The sequence below is a fragment of the Listeria kieliensis genome (assembly GCF_003369925.1).
Taxonomy (GTDB): domain Bacteria; phylum Bacillota; class Bacilli; order Lactobacillales; family Listeriaceae; genus Listeria; species Listeria kieliensis_A.
Genome location: NZ_LARY01000001.1, coordinates 881,672 through 900,080 on the forward strand (window position 1 = coordinate 881,672; position 18,409 = coordinate 900,080).

Sequence of the window (18,409 nt, forward strand, 5' to 3'; positions counted from 1 at the left end):
GATTCACCTACCTTTTCAATTGTTTTTTTATTCGTTTCACTTGATCCTCAAGCGCTTCTTTTTCACGGTCCGACAACTCGCTTTTGGCCGGCTCAGTCTCTTCTTTATCAAACCAATCCGGCAAAACCTCAGTTCGTTTTTTACTGGAAAACTGCGACGCCCGGTTGAACTTTCTTTTTTCCTCGGGTTCCTCTTGCAGTCGTTTATATTTTTCGTGCTCAGCAAGTGCAAGCTCCATGGCTTCCTTCGCCGTCTTCACGTTTTTCCGTTTCCAGTGCGCCGCGATGGTCATCATGTAATTTCGCGAAATTTTCCCATCCAATCTTAGCAAAACATACTCAATCAGTACATTCATAACTGGTTGCGGTAAATTTTGCTTAGTCATGACTTCTTCGATCACACGTAAATCCGTTTCAGCCGGTTCAGCACCATCCGCAATATCAATCAAAAGTTGGAAAGGAGTCACGCTCTCCAGATAAACTTGAAGAGCTTCTTCATCATTCACTTCCGACTTGGACTGTGTCCCATCGCGAACAGGTTCCGCTCTTTGCTTCGTAGACAATTTAGGCAAGTCATGATGTTTCAATTGATAACTTTCCCGTATAATTTTCCGAAGTTGTTCAAGCTGGATGACCCCGCGTGCATCAAGCGACCTATACAAAAAAGAAGGAATATCGCTTTCTCCTACTTGATAAATCGCGTGCATCTTTAAAATCGTATCTTTAACAGGCTCAGTGATTTGCTCTCGACTCAACATGTTTGGAGAAAGAAGCTCGTAAAAGTAAGTCCAATCAAACTCTTTTGAATCAAGTTGGATTTCCATTGCCGCTTTTGCTTCTACAAATTCAGTTTCATCAGGGATTTCAGGCGTTTTGTCGCCGCCACGAAATGGCTCAAACACATCCTGAAAGTTTCTTGTCACATCACTATAACCAGTGGAATCAAATTTTTGATCAACGAATAATTGTTGCAATTCTTGATAACGCTTATGCCCCACTTGGCTAAATAAATAAATATTTAAGAGTCCATCTTCAAAAAATTGTCTCGGCGATAGCGGAGCCAAGAGTTCATAAACAAAAGTTTGATCCTCAAGTTCTGCCTTTTTATAAGAGCGCACAAGACCAAGTCCTTCAAGTTTTAGGCGCGCTTCAAAAAAACCTTCAAGTGAGACTCCAAGCACCGTGAGTAACTGTGAATGAGGTTTTGCTTTACTCCAAAGTTTATTTTCCTCCACCTCTTCGAGCAAAGAAAAATAAAGAGATAAAGCATTTGCTCCCATGAGTGGCTGATACAGCTTAAGCAGCACTTTGCGATCAAATTCTGTAACAACACCCTCTGCCTTTACCTTATACCCATCAACAGGTCGTAATTCCATCCAAAATTCAGTCAAGTGTTTCTCACCCTTTATTGTTTTTGTCCATTAACTCCTTCAGCTCATCGACAAACACATTAATATCTTTAAACTGACGATATACTGAAGCAAAACGCACATAAGCAACTTCGTCAAGCTTTGCAAGTTTATCCATCACTTTTTCGCCAATTAAATCGGAATCAATTTCACTTTCACCAAGTGCACGCAGTTCCCGTTCCACTTCCGAAACAATATCTTCCAATTGTTCAATACTTACCGGTCTTTTTTCACAGGCACGAATTAAACCACGACGAACCTTTTCTCGTGCAAATTCTTCACGTGCTCCATCTTTTTTTACAACAATCAGCGGACTTTCTTCCACCTTTTCGAAAGTTGTAAATCGGAAGCCGCATTTTTCGCATTCGCGTCGCCTTCTGATCGAATTCCCATCATCTGCTGGGCGTGAATCCACAACTCGTGTTCCATTATATTTACAAGACGGACATTTCAAATTTCATTCACTCCCATCATTTCGCTCTATTATACCATGCCTTTTAAGTTCGTGTAAAAATTCATTTACTTGTTTCTCGGTTTCTTGTTTTGTTCCATTATTATCCACGACAAAATCAGCTAGTTTTACTTTGTTGTTAATAGACATTTGGGCACGGATCCGAGCAAGAGCCTCCTCCTTCGAAAGTTCATTTCGAGCCATCAAACGAGAAAGCTCAATTTCTTCTGTTGTCGCAACGACAAGCACCCGGTCAACGAGATCTGTTAACTGACTTTCATAGAGGAGTGGAATATCGAGGACAACAATCGACTCACCAGCACGAAACAAGCGATCACGTTCACTTAGCATCTCTTCATGCACGAGCGGATGAACAATCTCATTTAGTTGTTCGCGTTTCGCTTCATCATGAAAAATAATCTCCCCAAGTTTTGCACGGTTTAATTCTCCATCTAAAAGCACATCTGTTCCAAAGCAAGAAACAATTTTTTTAAGCCCAACTGTTCCTTTTTCAACCACTTTTCGTGCTACAATGTCAGCATCAATAACTGCAATCCCAGCGCTTACAAGCATTTTGCTAACCGTAGATTTTCCCGTTGCAATACTTCCCGTAAGCCCCAGTGTGAATCCCATTTTCTTCACCTCTATTTTTGACAATGCGGACAAAAATGTGTGCCGCGACCGTTTAACTTAATCTTTTCAATCAAGATTCCACAAGTCGGACAAGGTTCGCCTTCATGGCCGTAAACCACTAACTTTTCTTGAAAGCGCCCTAATTCTCCTTGCGAATTCACGTATGTTCGAATCGTTGAGCCACCAAGTGCAACCGCTTCTTCCATGATCGCCATCGTTTCCTCATAGACCCGACTTACTTCGAGCTTTGAAAGCGAGTTCGCGGCCCGATTTGGTAATACTTTTGCCCGGTAACAAATCTCATCCGCATAAATATTCCCAACTCCTGCCACTAATTTTTGATCGAGTAAAATCGTTTTAATTGCTCGAGTTGACTTTTTCAAGCGAGAACGGAAAGGTGCGAGTTCAAAACTTCCAGGAAAAGGTTCCGGTCCAAGTTTTAAAATAGATTTTGTATCAGCTTCTCCGTATTTTTTAATCCATTCCATCGTGCCAAACTTGCGAACATCTAAAAATCTCAGTTCGGTATGATCCGTAAAATGAAAACGAATATGTGTGTGTTTGCTTACTTCGTCCGTATCCTCGTTTAAGCGAAACTTTCCTTCCATCCGCAAATGAGAAAGCAAAGAGCAGTTGGTTAAATCAAAAACTAAAAATTTTCCACGTCTGCGTACAGCTTCAAACTCCTCACCAACAAGCGCCAATTTAAATTCATCAGGATCCCCATTTACAATCATCTTAGGAACGCCCACCGAAACACGATCAATTTTTTTTCCGACAACAAGTTCATTTAACGTCTTTCGTACATTTTCGACTTCTGGTAATTCTGGCATGTTTACTTAACTCCTTTTATTTCGCATCATACCAAGTGTCACCAAATGCAGCATCCGCTTTGAGCGGCACATCAAGCGTAACCGCATTTTCCATCACATCTGGTACAATTTTTTCAAGTATTTTAATTTCCTCTTCAGGTGCTTCAAAAATCAGTTCATCGTGCACTTGAAGAAGTAAGCGAGCTTGTAATTTTTCTTTTTCTAGCCGTTCGCTCATCAAGATCATTGCTTTTTTAATAATATCAGCCGCACTTCCTTGAATAGGTGTATTCATCGCAGTACGCTCAGCGAAGCTACGAACATTAAAGTTACGACTCGTAATCTCCGGAATATAGCGGCGACGATGCAAGATCGTTTCCACATACCCGGTCTCTTTTGCTTGCCGTACAATTTCATGCATGTATTCATGAACCGCTGGATAGCTTTCAAAATAGCGATCAATAAATGCCTTTGCTTCTTTTCGAGTAATGCCTAGGTTTTGCGATAACCCGTAATCACTAATCCCATAAACAATCCCAAAATTAACAGCCTTAGCTTGACGGCGCATCAAAGAATCCACTTGGTCCTTCTCAACATGGAAAACGTCCATTGCAGTTTTCGTATGAATATCATAATCATGCTTAAACGCATAAATTAAGTTTTCGTCTTTTGAAATGTGCGCTAGTACTCGAAGCTCTACTTGCGAGTAATCCGCAGAGAAAATTTTCCAGCCGGGTTCACTAGGAACAAACGCTTGGCGAATCTTCCGCCCTTCTTCAAGACGAATAGGAATGTTTTGCAAGTTTGGATCAACGGAACTTAACCGACCAGTCTGAGCAAGCGTTTGATTAAAACGCGTATGCACTTTATGCGTCTTTTTGTCCGTCACTTTAAGCAGTCCCTCAATATAAGTGGATTGAAGTTTTCCAAGCTGGCGATAAGTTAAAATTTCTTCGATAATCGGGTGCTGTCCAGATAACGCTTCAAGCACATCTGCCGCAGTTGAATAGCCCGTTTTCGTTTTTTTAATCACCGGAAGCCCAAGCTTTTCGAATAAAACAACCCCCAGTTGCTTCGGCGAATTAATGTTAAATTCATAACCCGCTAAACTGTGAATTGATTTTTCAAGCGTGTCAATTCGTTCGGCAAGTTCGGCTTTCATTTCTAACAAACGATCTGTATCCACGCGAACCCCGAAAATTTCCATTTTAGCAAGAACAAATGAAAGTGGCAATTCAAGACTTGTCATTAAGTCTAGTTGTTCATTTTCTTCTAAATCGCGTGTAAGAGGCGCTTCAAGTTCAAAAATCGCAACGGCTTTGTGTGCCAAGTGATCTGCTACAATTGCTTCTTCTGGAACTTGATATTTAGCCCCTTTCCCGTAAACCGCTTCATCTGTTTGGACATTACTAAAATCATGTTGTCTTGCCACACTTGCAAAGTCATCAATGGTTTCAGAAGGGTTTAATAAATAAGAAGCGAGCATTACATCAAATTCTATTCCTTGTATTTCTAAGCCTAATCGGTGAAGCGCTACTGTGATCTTTTTTGCATCGTAAACAAGTTTCGTCTTATCTTTTGAAAGTGCCCATTTTTTAAAAGCGGAACTTTTCTGAGCAGTTTCAGCCGTAAAGAAAAAAGTGCCTGCTTCAGAGTGCAAACAAAAGCCAACGAAAGGAGCTGTATGATAATTATCATTTTCAAGCTCCACGTAAAGCGAAGCAGGCGATGCAAAATGTGCCTCTGTAAGTGTTGTTACAATTTCAAAATCGATTTTCTCAACCTCAGCTACTGCTTCATCTGTAGACTCCCCATCTAAATTTTTCAAAATCGATTTAAAATCCATCTCTTTTAAAAAGGGAACAACTTTTTCCGTTTGGAAACCAGAATAATTGGTATCCGAAAGCTTCACTTCAATGGGTGAATCCGTATTGATTGTTGCCAGTTCTTTACTTAAAAGCGCTAAATCTTTATTATCGATCACTTTTTCTTGTAATTTCTTACCAGATATCTCATCTGCGTGATCAAGTACGCTTTCAACAGTACCACCATACTGGTGAAGCAATTTCAGTGCCGTTTTTTCGCCAACGCCAGGAATCCCAGGAATATTATCTGATGAATCCCCCATTAACCCTTTCATATCAATAATTTGTGCTGGAGCGAGATCGTATTTTTCGCGTAAAGTCTCGGGAGTATTTTTCTCCATATCTGTGATTCCTTTTTTGGTAATGTAAACTGTTGTATCGTCACTCGCTAATTGCGTTAAATCACGATCTCCGGTGATAATAATCGTCTCAAACTTATCTTGTTCCGCTTTTTTAGCAAGCGTTCCAATAATATCATCTGCTTCATAATCTTTCAGTTCATAGTGAGGAATATCATAAGCATCGAGCAGTTCTCTAATAAAAGGAAACTGTTCACTGAGTTCGCTTGGTGTTTTTTGTCTGCCACCTTTATAACCTTTGAAAGTTTGGTGACGAAATGTTGTTTTTCCTGCATCAAAAGCCACAAGCACATGATCGGGCTTTTCGTTTTCCAGTACATTATTCAACATCATAGCAAAACCATATACAGCATTCGTGTAAATCCCTTTTTCATTTGTTAAAAGCGGAAGTGCATAAAATGCGCGGTTCGCAATGCTATTTCCATCAATTAAAATTAATTTACTCACAGGAAAAATCCTCCTCGTTTTCAAGTTTTCACTTGCATACATTTTACCATAATTTGGCATGAGATTAATAGTTTGAGCGTCTAAATGAAAAAAGAGCGCGAACAGTTATCGCGCTCTTTTTAAAATACGTACAAAATTTAACAAAATTTAAATTACAACCCAGAATAAACGAACTATATTAAAGGTTTCCGATTAATTCATTCGCGAATTCAGAGCATTTAAGTTCAGTTGCTCCATCCATCAATCGAGCAAAATCATAAGTTACCGTTTTGGCTTGAATTGTTTTTTCCATCGAATGTGTAATGAGTTCTGCGGCTTCGCTCCAACCTAGGTGTTCTAAAAGCAAAGTTCCGGAAAGAATAACAGAAGATGGATTAACTTTATCCAGTCCAGCATATTTCGGTGCAGTTCCATGTGTTGCTTCAAAAATAGCATGTCCAGTTTGATAGTTTATATTGGCACCAGGAGCAATTCCGATTCCGCCAACTTGAGCAGCAAGCGCATCGGAAATGTAATCCCCATTTAAGTTCATGGTCGCAACTACATCGAACTCAGCTGGTCGAGTTAAAATTTGTTGCAAAAAGATATCTGCAATCGAATCTTTAATAAGGATTTTTCCAGCATCTAAAGCTTCTTTTTGCTTTAAATCAGCTGCTTCTGTGCCTTCTGCTTCTTGAATACGATCATATTCATTCCATGTAAAGACTTGATCTTTGAATTCTCGTTCGCAAAGCTCATAGCCCCACTGCTTAAAAGCACCTTCTGTAAACTTCATGATATTACCTTTATGAACTAAAGTAACAGATTTGCGTTTCTCTTTTAAGGCATATTCAACAGCTGAACGAACCAGTCTCTCCGTTCCTTCCTTTGAAATGGGCTTAACACCGATTCCGGATGTTTCAGGGAAGCGAATATTTTTAACACCAAATTCCGATTCAAGAAATTGAATTAATTTTTGCGCTTCTTTACCGCCTTCTTTAAATTCAATACCAGCATAAATATCTTCTGTGTTTTCCCTAAAAATAACCATATCAGTTTCTTCAGGACGTTTAACTGGGGATGGAACTCCTTTGAAGTAACGTACTGGGCGCAAGCAGACATAAAGATCTAAAACTTGTCTCAGCGCAACATTTAACGACCGGATCCCGCCACCAATTGGTGTTGTTAGCGGTCCTTTAATAGCAATCAAATAGTCGGAAATCACATCAAGCGTTTCTTGTGGTAACCATTCACCAGTTTGTTTAAATGCTTTTTCGCCCGCTAAAACTTCTTTCCATTCGATTTTACGTGTACCTTGATAAGCTTTTTCGACTGCTGCATCAAGCACACGCTTTGCAGCACGCCAAATATCAGGGCCTGTCCCATCTCCTTCGATAAATGGAATAATAGGTTCATTAGGGGTATGAAGCCTCCCGTTTTTCACTTGAATTTTTTCAGCCATACTTTAGAAACTCCTTCCTTATATCCGTTCTTCAATAGGTAAATATTTACGATCTTCAGGACCTACATAAATAGCTCGAGGTCGAATTAAGCGGTTGTCTCGATATTGCTCGAAAATATGCGCCAACCAGCCAGAAACACGACTCACAGAAAACACGAGTGTAAATAAATCTACATCAATCCTGAGCGCATGATAAACGGATGCGGAATAGAAATCCACATTTGGTCGGAGATGTTTCAACTCCCAAACCGCTTCCTCGATTTGACAAGAAAGTGTGTACCACTTTTCTTCTTCGGTTTCGTTTGTCAAAAGTTGTGACATTGCTTTTAAATGCTTAGCACGTGGATCTCCATTTTGATAAACACGGTGCCCGAAGCCCATGATTTTTTGTTTTTGGTCAATTTTATATTGTATGTAGTCTTTTACGTTGCTTGAAGCACGATCGATTTCTTCGAGCATATCAAAAACACGTTCATTGGCTCCGCCGTGAAGTGGCCCTTTTAGTGCCCCAATTGCCGCTGTCACACCTGAATACACATCAGAAAGAGTGGCGACGCAAACGCGTGCAGTAAACGTAGAAGCATTGAATTCATGATCCGCATGCAAAACAAGTGCCTTATTCATCGCTTCAACTGACAGCGGGTCAGCTTCCTCTCCTGTTAGCATGTATAAAAAATTCGCAGCAACACTCAAATCAGCACGTGGCGGAATTGGGTCTAGACCACGACGGATACGAGAAAATGCAGCTACAATCGTTGGCATTTTAGCCTGTAGACGCAGTCCTTTTTTATAAATCGACTCTCCGTCGTCAAGCTCGGACTCCGTATCAAAAACACCGAGCATCGAAACAGTGGTCCGTAGTACACTCATCGGATGCAATTTTTGATGGTGTTGCATTCTAAGACTAGTGATGATGGTCTCAGATACAGCCATATGTTCTTTAATTTCAACTTGAAAATTCGCTAATTCATCTTTATTCGGCAATCTGAGATGCCAAAGCAAATAAATGACTTCTTCAAAACTAACATTGTTTTCAACCAAATCATCAATACTATATCCAACATATTTGAGCGTGTCATCCACAATGGAACTGATTGAAGTCTCTGCAACATATACATTTTCAAGCCCTTTAGAAACTGTCATCTAAATCCTCCTTCATAAAGCATCATTGAACTTGTTATTTGGTAGTGAAAAACGTAATCGCTTGCATCGCTACAAAGGCAATCCCAGAAGCGATGACAGGACCTGCGGCGATGCCTCGGAAAAGCGCAACAGCTAAAATAGTTCCAAACACAAGCGAAACTGTGATTTGTGGGTCTTGCGACATATAGCCGACTCCTTTTCTCGATAAAATAGAAACAAGAATCCCTGCACTTAAACCTACCCAGCCTGCGAGCGATTTAAACGAATCAAATAAATCTTTAAAGCCAATTTGTCCAGTTGCGATTGGTATCAAAATAGCAATCGTAATAATCGTAACTCCCCAGTTAATTCCCTTTGATTGAATGACTTCCATCACTTTCGTGTTACCTGCAAAGAGCTTGAGGATAATCACAACTGCGACTGCAATAATTAATGAATTGTTTTTTGCCAGGACACCAAGAGCTAAAAAAAGTAGTAAAAATAGCATGCTTTCTGTAAACATAATGAACACCTTTCGCTACCTTAAGGAATTTCCATAAGATAAAAAATATTATAGCATAAAAATATGATTTAGCATAAAATAAACCTATAGAATTTCTGAAACTCTATAAGTAAAACAAATGAACTGATTGGAGAAACAAGCGAGCTAACAGAGCCCGCTTGTTACATATCGAAATAATAGGGATTGGATTGTTTGCTTTGTTTGGCAAACCATTTTGTAAGTTTCGGCTTAATAAGACGTCGAACAAATGGAATAAATAATAGCAATCCAATTAAAGTTGTTAAAATCCCCGGTATTGTAAAGAACAATGCGGAAAAGAAAAAACAAACCGTATCAAGCAAATATGGGGCAACCGTTCGTCCATCTAAAATATTTCGTAAGAGCGTTCCACCAACTTTTCTAAACATATAAATACCAAAAGCAGTAGACAAAATTTGAATTAAAAGAAGCGGCCAAAATCCGATCCACTGGAATAACCATACATAAACAATCAATTCGACAAGACCATAAACAGCCCAATACGCAAACATATTTTTCAAAACATCAACTCCAGTTTATCTTCTATCCCTTTATTATAACGCATTTAATAAGAATTAAAAAACATAACGAAAAAAGACCCTTCAAGTACAATTTTTGTACTTGAAGGGTCTGAAGCTTTTTTCTTAGTGAGTTGCTGTTTTTCCGTTATAGACAGCACCTTGACGAGAGTCAACTGTAATTGTTTCTCCATCGTTGATAAGTGTAGTTGCGTCTTTTGCACCTACAACAACTGGAATTCCTAAGTTGATTCCAACAACTGCTGCGTGGCTTGTTAAACCGCCTTCTTCAACCACAACTGCTGCACTTTTCTCGAACGCAGGCATGATTTCTTTATCTGTTGTTTTGACAACAAGAATTCCACCTTGTTCTGCTTTTTCAAGTGCTTCTTTGTTTGTTTTAGCGACAATCGCTTTTCCGCTAACAGATTCACGACCAACACCTTGACCTTTTACTACTTTTTCTCCGATTAATTGGATCTTCATCAAGTTTGTTGTGCCACTTTCAGTAACAGGAACACCTGCAGTGATAATGATTAAATCGCCTTGTTGAGCAAGACCAGAATCAAGAGATTCCTTCACAGCAAGATCAAACATGTCATCTGTATTTTGTACAGGCTTAGCTAAGCGTGCATAAACTCCCCAAGAAAGAGCAAGCGAACGGCAAACATGTTCATTAAAAGTAACTGCTAGGATATGCGATTTCGGACGATATTTAGAAATCATACGGGCAGTATGACCACTTTGCGTAGCTGCAACAATTGTTTGAACGTCAAGATTACGAGCGGTATGACCAACAGCTTGACCAATTGCTTCTGTCATATCCGTATTTGGATGCATCTTAAGTGCAAATTTGTCTTGTGTAATCAGCGCTTCTTCAGTACGAAGTGCAATCTTCGCCATCATTTGAACTGCTTCAACTGGATAATCCCCTGCAGCTGTTTCCCCAGAAAGCATAATTGCGTCTGTACCATCAAAAATAGCATTCGCAACATCAGATGCTTCTGCACGAGTTGGACGTGGATTACGTTGCATCGAATCAAGCATTTGAGTAGCCGTTACAACAGGTTTCCCTAACTTATTACATTTTCTAATCAGTTCTTTTTGAACAATCGGAACTTCCTCAGCTGGAATTTCAACTCCAAGGTCACCACGAGCAACCATCAAACCTTGAGAAACCTGAAGAATTTCGTCAATGTTATCGACACCTTCTTGGTTTTCGATTTTAGGGATAATTTGAACGTGTGTAGCATCGTGATCTTCTAGAATCTTAGTGATTTCAAGAACATCAGAAGCGCGACGTACAAATGAAGCTGCGATGAAGTCAATACCTTGTTCTAAACCGAAGCGAATATCGTTTGCATCTTTTTCAGTGATTCCAGGAAGATTAATAGAAACGTTTGGCACGTTTACGCCTTTTTTGTTTTTCAAAACACCAGGATTAAGAACTTTTGTTACAAGTTCACGGTTGGCGTTGTCTTTTTCAGTTACTTCTAGTCCAATAAGACCATCATCAAGTAGGATACTTGAACCAATTTCTACATCATCAAAAAGTTCCGCATAAGTAACTGAGAATTTTTCTTTTGTTCCCTCAACAGGTGTCATTGCAATCCGCACAATATCGCCTTCGGAGAATTCTACTTTTCCACCTGCCATATCGTTTGTACGGATTTCCGGACCTTTTGTATCAAGCAAAAGAGCTACCGGAGTTCCTGTAATTTTTGCTGCTTCACGAATATTTTTGATTCGTGCACCGTGTTCTTCATAGTCACCATGGGAAAAATTAAGTCGAGCCACGTTCATACCCGATTCAATTAATTTTACTAGCGTATCAACGGATTCACTAGCAGGTCCAATGGTACAAATAATCTTCGTTTTTTTCATCTTCACTACTCCTCCTAGAACTACCTATTCATATACACATTATAAACACATCTACTACATTTTACCAGTAACAGCCTTGCGAAACAAGTTGTTTGTGAAAAAACAATCAAACTCAAATTAAGAATTTGGATCTCATCTAAATAAGAATGATTCTTATTTTCAAAAAAAGTTTTCAAAACTCCACTTGAAAAAGGCCACTAAAAGCACTTTAGTGACCTTTTTGTTAAATCGAAAGAATAGATGCCAGTTTCAGCATATCATCATTTAAATGATGTTTTTCTTTGAGCACTTCTGAAATATCATTTTCAACAATTTTGTTTTCGCGAATTCCGACAGCTAAGCCACCACGATTTTCAAGCAAAAGATCAACTGCATGAGCACCTAAACGACTTGCAAGCACGCGGTCGAATGCTGTTGGACTTCCACCACGTTGGACATGACCTAGAACAGTTACACGTGCGTGATAATCTCCGTATTGCGCAAGGCGTTCTGCAAATTCGTTGCCGGACATAACACCCTCAGCTACAACAATAATGCTGTGCTTTTTACCACGTTCACGCCCTTTATTTAAGCGACCAACGATATCATCCATACTAAATTCAAGCTCTGGAACGATAATTGCTTCCGCTCCACCAGCTAAACCAGACCAAAGCGCAATATCTCCAGCGTCACGTCCCATTACTTCGATAATAAATGTACGCTCATGACTTGTTGCAGTGTCACGAATTTTATCAAGTGCATCTAATACAGTATTTAGTGCTGTATCGAATCCGATTGTAAAATCTGTTCCCGAAATATCATTGTCGATTGTTCCAGGAATTCCGATTGTTGGAAAACCACGTTTTGTAAGAGCTTCGGCACCGTGATAAGAGCCATCTCCACCAATAACCACAAGCCCATCAATTTGATGTTTTTTGAGTTGTTCAATTCCTTTTAATTGACCTTCTTCTGTTGCGAATTCAGGGTAACGGGCAGAATATAGGAATGTTCCACCACGTTGAACCAAGTCACCTACAGAACCAAGTTCAAGTTTGTGGATATCTCCGTTTACAAGTCCAAGAAAGCCGTAATTAATTCCATAAACTTCTAGACCCTCATAAATAGCTTTACGCACAACAGCTCGGGCTGCCGCATTCATGCCAGGCGCGTCGCCACCACTCGTCAATATCGCAATACGTTTCATTTTTACTACCACCTCAGACTACGATTATTTTTCCATCACACGGTACTATTCTACCCTAATTCCTTGAAAATGGAAAGTCTCAGAACAGCATTTTTCAGAGCTTTTCTAACAACAAGTCATTCATTTTTAAATTGGTACTTTCAAAAAAGCTTCATTTATACAAGAAAAAACACTAATTGGTCTATACAAATTAGTTTTGTGAAAAAAGTTCTTGATGAACTATTTAATATAAAAAATATACATAAAAAGCGTATTGACATGGTCAATACGCTTTTTATTAGGATTCTTCATAAACCCCAATTTTTTTAAATTTATTATAACGCTGCTCGACGAGTTGATCCTCTGTAAACGCCATAAGAGCATGAAGAGACTTCGAAAGTGTTTGATCGATCAATTCAGCTTGTTTTTTTAAATCATGATGCGCTCCACCACGAACCTCTGGAATAATACCATCAATAATTTCAAGTTCATAGAGGTCATCTGCAGCAATTCGCATCGATTCAGCTGCTTTTTTAGCAAGACTTGCATCTTTCCATAAAATGGCTGCCGCTCCTTCTGGCGTAATTACTGAAAAGACAGCATTTTCAAGCATAAAAATTTGGTTTCCTGCTCCAAGCGCAAGAGCGCCACCGCTTCCACCTTCACCGATTACAATTGAAATGATAGGTACTTTCATATCACTCATTTCATATAAATTTCGCGCAATCGCTTCACTTTGACCTCGTTCTTCAGCAGCTCGTCCAGGATAAGCTCCCTTTGTGTCAATTAAGCAAATGATTGGACGTCGAAATTTATTTGCTTGCTTCATTAAGCGTAAGGCTTTTCGAAAACCTTCTGGATGAGGCATCCCAAAATTACGATGTAAATTGTCTTTTGTATCTTTCCCGCGCTGATGTCCAATAACTGTGACAGGAATCCCTTTATATTTGGCGATCCCTCCAACAATAGCAGCATCATCTCCAAAATAGCGGTCACCATGAAGTTCCATAAAATCTTCAAATAGATACGGAATATAATCAAGCGTTGTCGGCCTTTCTGGATGACGAGCCACTTGGAACTTATCCCATGCCGTCATATTTCCATAAATTTCCGCTTCTAATTTTTCAAGGCGTTGCTCAAGTTTTTCGATTTCTTTTGAGAGATCTACTTCCGACTTGGCATTATATTCTTTTAGATCTGCAATTTTTGTACGGAGTTCTAAAACTGGTTTTTCAAAATCCATCTCATTCGCCAACGGAAGTCCCCTCCTCATCTTCTTCAGATTCTTTGTGATGAACAGACAACACAAAACGCAATTTTTCTTTTAGTTCAAGACGCGAAATAACTGCATCAAGTTGGCCATGTTTTAGTAAAAATTCCGAAGTCTGAAAATCCTTTGGTAATTCTTCACGAACGGTTTGTTCAATAACACGTCTACCAGCAAAGCCAATAAGAGCTCCTGGTTCAGCAAAGTTAAAATCGCCAAGCGAAGCAAAACTAGCCGAAACGCCACCTGTTGTCGGATGTGTCATCACAGTAATGGCTAAGCCGCCATGATTACTGAATCGTTTAAAAGCAGCAGATGTCTTCGCCATTTGCATGAGCGAAAGCATTCCTTCTTGCATCCTTGCTCCCCCCGAAGCAGTAAAAATAACAAATGGCAGTTTTAACTCATCTGCTTTTTCAACTGCACGAAGAATTTTTTCGCCAACCACGCTTCCCATACTAGCCATTCGAAAGCGTGAATCCATAACAGCAATGACAAGCTTTTCCTCTTCAATTGCTGCTGTTCCAGTTAAGATCGCATCCTGAAGCCCCGTCTTTTCTTGATCTTTTTCCACACGTTCCATATAATCTTCAAAGCCGAGTGGATTAGCTGGTCTAAGTTCAGCGTCCAGTTCATTGAAAGAACCTTCATCCACTAAATAGCTAAGCCGCTTTTGGGCGCCAATCGGATGATGGAAACCACAGTGACTGCACACCATTAAGTTCTTTTCAAGTTCCTTTGTGTACATGATCTTTTTGCATTTTGGGCATTTCGTCATAATCCCTTCTGGGACATCGTGTTTTGCCCCTTCTGCTGGGATCGCTGCATATTTTTTCTTCTTTGGTTTAGTAAATAAATCGCCTAACAAAGATGAAACCTCCCTACTACGCTTTCTAAATCGGATTCATAGTGGTGATAAAAATGAATAAAATAAATTAAAAGTCCCTCTTTCACACTATGAAAGTCAAAAAACGAATTGCGGCAATAGTCAGCTGAAAACAGCTATTCATCACCGCAAGTCTCTTGTCCATTCTAAACTATACCATACTTTTACTTCTTTTAGGAAATGAAAAAACATTTACTTAAATACAACATTTTCCATTCCAAGCAAGCTGCTGAGCTTTTCTTCTAGTTCCGCAGAGAAAGAAACCGAAAAAGAATCTGAAAGTTCTACGGTTTTTTTCGTTGTCGCATAATGTAAAACGACTTTCGAATTCCCCTTAGATTCTTTCAAGAATGATTTCAACTGCCGAACTTGTTCGTCACTTGTTACCCTTAAAAACAAGCGCTTTGGTACTTCAATTTGGTCCAATCGTTCCACTTTGTTGATAATCGCTTGCTTCTCTCCATTTCTCTCCTCAATTTTCACTTGCAAGACTAATAATTCGCCCTCTTGCAAAAGTGGATTGAAGTTTCGATAAGCTTCTGGAAAAGCAACTGCTGAAAGTTCACCGCTATCATCTGAAACTGTCAAAAAGCTCATGTTCTCTCCTTTTTTTGTACGAATAACTTTTGTAGAAAGCACATAAACACCAAGCAAAGCAAATTGTTTCTTAGAGACATTGGCGATTGGTGTGACACGTAATTTTTTCAGTTTGTTCTGATAGCGTGTAACTGGGTGAGCGGATACATATTGTCCAGTGTATTCTTTTTCAAGTGCAAGTTTTTCTTTTTCTGGAAATTCTTCTGTTTCTTTATAACGTGGCTTCATCGTTTGAAAGAAATCGTCGTCTGCTGTAAATAGATTCATTCCTCGTTCATCGTTTCCAAGTAAGCTAGAAAATTGCAAAACAGCTTGAATAGAACCAACTAAAGTGGAACGCGTTTTGTCAAATTCATCAAAACATCCTGCGTAAATAAGGGCTTCTAAAATGGTAGGAGTCAATGTTTTTTGCGGAATTCGCTCACAAAAATCAAAAAAGTCCTTGAAAGGTGCTTTTTTTCGTTCTTCAATGAGAGCTAAAACAAATTTATTCGGTACCTTTCGAATCACGCGAAAGCTGTAGCGGATAGCCGAAGGTCCTTCAACCTGGAAATAGTAATGGCTATGGTTAATGCTTGGTGGAAGCATCTGGATCCCATATTTTTTGGCTTCCGTTACATATTGGCTGATTTTCACATCGTTTCCAAATACAGAACTGAGCAAAGCTGCCATAAACTCAGCTGGAAAATGTGCCTTCAAAAAAGCGAGTTGAAAAGCAATTTTAGAATAAGCCGCTGCATGACTTCGGTTAAAGCCATAATTAGCAAAGCGGACAATCAAATCGTACACCTCATTAGCACTTGTTTCTTGGTAACCTTTTCGCAAAGCTCCTGACACAAATTTTTCACGCTGTTCATTTAATACGTCTGCTTTCTTTTTACTTACCGCTCGTCTTAAAAGATCTGCTTCGCCAAGTGAAAATCCAGCCATTGTACTCGCTACTTGCATAATTTGTTCCTGGTAAACAATCACGCCATAAGTCACTTCTAAAATAGGTTTCAAATCTTTGTGCGGATAAGCAATTTTCTCTTTCCCGTGTTTTCGGGCAATAAATGTATCAATTTGCTCCATTGGCCCCGGGCGATAAAGTGCATCTACAGCAACAATATCTTCAAATGAAGTCGGAACAAGGTTTCGAAGCACCCTCCTGATTCCATCTGATTCAAATTGGAATACTCCCGTAGTATCTCCTCGTTTAAAGAGCTGTAGCGTTTTTTCGTCATTAAGCGGAATGTCTTGTAAAGTTAAATTCAAATCACGATTATAATTAACAGAACGAAGAACGCGGTCAAGCAAATTTAAATTGCGTAAACCAAGAAAATCCATTTTAAGTAGGCCAATTTCTTCTAGATCCCCCATTGCATATTGTGTAAGCAAGGCTTCTTGACTTCCTTGTTGAAGTGGAACTTGGTCAACAAGTGGTTCATCGCTAATGACGATACCTGCTGCATGTGTAGAAATATGACGGGGCAGTCCTTCAATTGAGCAAGCGACTTCCCAAATCATTTCATTTTCTTTAGAAAAATGAATTTGCTTTTCTAGTCGCGGGTTTTCCTTTAAAGCTTTTTTAAGAGTGATCCCCAGTGTGTTTGGAATCAGTTTCGCCCATTCAGCAAGTTGGACCGAATTCAAGCCGAATGTTCGAGCCGTATCTCTGATGGCTGCTTTTGCCGCAAGCGTCCCGAAAGTACCAATTTGTGCCACGTGCTGTTCACCGTATTTTTGCACCACATAAGCAATGACTTCATCCCGCTTATTATCTGGGAAGTCCAAATCAATATCAGGCATCGTTACTCGTTCAGGATTTAAAAAACGCTCAAACAGCAAATTATATTGAATGGGGTCAACATCAGTAATTCTAAGGGCATAAGAAACAAGGGACCCCGCTGCTGAACCGCGTCCAGGACCTGTTAAAATATCGTGTTCACGCGCATACTTCATTACATCCCAAACGATCAAAAAGTAATCCGCAAACCCCATATCATTAATAACCTGCAACTCATAATGTAAACGAGTTTCATAGTCAGATTGACCATCTAATCCATGATCTTTCAGTCCCTGCACTGCAACTTTTGCAAGAACATCGGTCGCACTTTGACTGGCCTCAAGGGGAAAGCGCGGCAAAAGGTGCTGGTTCATTTTAATTTCTACTTGACAGCGCTCTGCGATTTTCCCAGATTCGTGCAAAGCTTTTTGTTCAAAATCCGTTGTATAAAGAGTTTCCATTTCTGTCTGACTTGCAAAATATGATGGACCAACAAGTTCAAGTGATTCCCAGTCGACTGTCGTGTTATCTCGTATCGCCGCAAGCACTTCCTTTGCTTGTATATCACGTGGCAAAATATAGCGAACGTCTTTTGTTACAGTGACTGGTATTCGATTCGTTTCCGCAAAGCTTTGAATGAGCTTAGCAAGCACTGGCTGTTCTTTTTGTAAAGTCAAATAAAAATAGTCAGCGCCAACCAATTCGATGTAGTAACGCACGACTTCACTAGCAAACTCTTCTTTTCCTTCTAGTAAAAGTTGTTCAATTTCGCCATTTTTCCCAGGCGAGAGAATAATAAGGCCTTCCTTATATGAATTCAGCCATTTTAACGGTAAAACTTCTTTTTCATTGCGCGTTTTTATTGCGCTCGATATTTTTAGTAAATTTTGGTATCCCGTTGTAGTTTCAGCAAGTAGGATTACTTCATACTCATTTCCCGAATGAATGACACCTTCAACAGCTGCCGTCATTCCAATAATGGGTTTTATTCCCACTTTCAAGCACTCTTTATAAAACTCAATCGTACCATAAAGCGAATTTTTGTCTGTAATAGAAAGAGCAGAATAATGGTATTCGTCTGCCTTTTTGACAAGCTCTTTTATTCTTGCCGTGCTTGATAATAAATCAAATGCACTAGCAACTTGCAAATGAATAAATCCCACTATTCGTCCTCCTTTCTAGACATTCATTATCAGTAATTATTATTATAGCGGGAAAAGCAAAAAAAAGAAAGTATGTTCGTATAAAAAA

The 18,409-nt window shown here is 39.5% G+C and carries 14 protein-coding genes; all 14 read right to left on the reverse strand.

Annotated features, from left to right (window positions below; translation table 11 throughout):
- Positions 1-7 precede the first annotated feature (7 nt).
- Entirely contained in the window at positions 8-1,390 is a 1,383-nt protein-coding gene (locus UR08_RS04385) for a replication initiation and membrane attachment family protein (RefSeq protein ID WP_115752431.1), read from the reverse strand.
- Positions 1,391-1,397: 7 nt separating this feature from the next.
- The gene (gene nrdR, locus UR08_RS04390) at positions 1,398-1,862 is read right to left on the reverse strand and encodes a transcriptional regulator NrdR (RefSeq protein WP_115752432.1); all 465 of its coding nucleotides are present in this window, start codon (positions 1,860-1,862) and stop codon (positions 1,398-1,400) included.
- Positions 1,863-1,865: 3 nt separating this feature from the next.
- Positions 1,866-2,492, reverse strand: a complete 627-nt coding sequence (coaE, locus tag UR08_RS04395; protein ID WP_115752433.1) for a dephospho-CoA kinase — start codon at positions 2,490-2,492, stop codon at positions 1,866-1,868.
- Positions 2,493-2,503: 11 nt separating this feature from the next.
- A complete protein-coding gene (mutM, locus tag UR08_RS04400) occupies positions 2,504-3,325 on the reverse strand; it encodes a DNA-formamidopyrimidine glycosylase (protein ID WP_115752434.1) in 822 nt (273 codons plus the stop codon).
- A gap of 16 nt (positions 3,326-3,341) precedes the next feature.
- Positions 3,342-5,975, reverse strand: a complete 2,634-nt coding sequence (gene polA / locus UR08_RS04405; protein ID WP_115752435.1) for a DNA polymerase I — start codon at positions 5,973-5,975, stop codon at positions 3,342-3,344.
- A gap of 178 nt (positions 5,976-6,153) precedes the next feature.
- Positions 6,154-7,416: an NADP-dependent isocitrate dehydrogenase gene (icd, locus tag UR08_RS04410; protein ID WP_115752436.1), complete on the reverse strand. Its 1,263-nt coding sequence runs from the start codon at positions 7,414-7,416 to the stop codon at positions 6,154-6,156.
- An 18-nt stretch (positions 7,417-7,434) separates the two neighbouring features.
- Entirely contained in the window at positions 7,435-8,559 is a 1,125-nt protein-coding gene (gene citZ, locus UR08_RS04415) for a citrate synthase (RefSeq protein ID WP_115752437.1), read from the reverse strand.
- A 34-nt stretch (positions 8,560-8,593) separates the two neighbouring features.
- Positions 8,594-9,061 carry a DUF441 domain-containing protein gene (locus UR08_RS04420; protein WP_115752438.1) on the reverse strand — a complete coding sequence of 156 codons (468 nt, stop codon included), beginning with the start codon at positions 9,059-9,061 and terminating at the stop codon, positions 8,594-8,596.
- A gap of 161 nt (positions 9,062-9,222) precedes the next feature.
- A complete protein-coding gene (locus tag UR08_RS04425) occupies positions 9,223-9,591 on the reverse strand; it encodes an FxsA family protein (protein ID WP_115752718.1) in 369 nt (122 codons plus the stop codon).
- 132 nt (positions 9,592-9,723) lie between these two features.
- Positions 9,724-11,481, reverse strand: coding sequence for a pyruvate kinase (gene pyk, locus UR08_RS04430; RefSeq protein WP_115752439.1), 1,758 nt, complete (start codon positions 11,479-11,481; stop codon positions 9,724-9,726).
- A 223-nt stretch (positions 11,482-11,704) separates the two neighbouring features.
- Complete coding sequence (gene pfkA, locus UR08_RS04435; RefSeq protein WP_115752440.1) at positions 11,705-12,664, reverse strand: 6-phosphofructokinase; 960 nt, start codon at positions 12,662-12,664, stop codon at positions 11,705-11,707.
- Positions 12,665-12,941: 277 nt separating this feature from the next.
- Entirely contained in the window at positions 12,942-13,898 is a 957-nt protein-coding gene (locus UR08_RS04440; RefSeq protein WP_115752441.1) for an acetyl-CoA carboxylase carboxyltransferase subunit alpha, read from the reverse strand.
- On the reverse strand, positions 13,888-14,778 hold the full coding sequence (gene accD / locus UR08_RS04445) for an acetyl-CoA carboxylase, carboxyltransferase subunit beta (protein ID WP_115752442.1): 891 nt from the start codon (positions 14,776-14,778) through the stop codon (positions 13,888-13,890). The genes UR08_RS04440 and accD overlap by 11 nt, the downstream gene beginning before the upstream one ends.
- 210 nt (positions 14,779-14,988) lie before the next feature.
- Complete coding sequence (dnaE, locus tag UR08_RS04450; RefSeq protein ID WP_115752443.1) at positions 14,989-18,321, reverse strand: DNA polymerase III subunit alpha; 3,333 nt, start codon at positions 18,319-18,321, stop codon at positions 14,989-14,991.
- Positions 18,322-18,409: the final 88 nt, after the last annotated feature.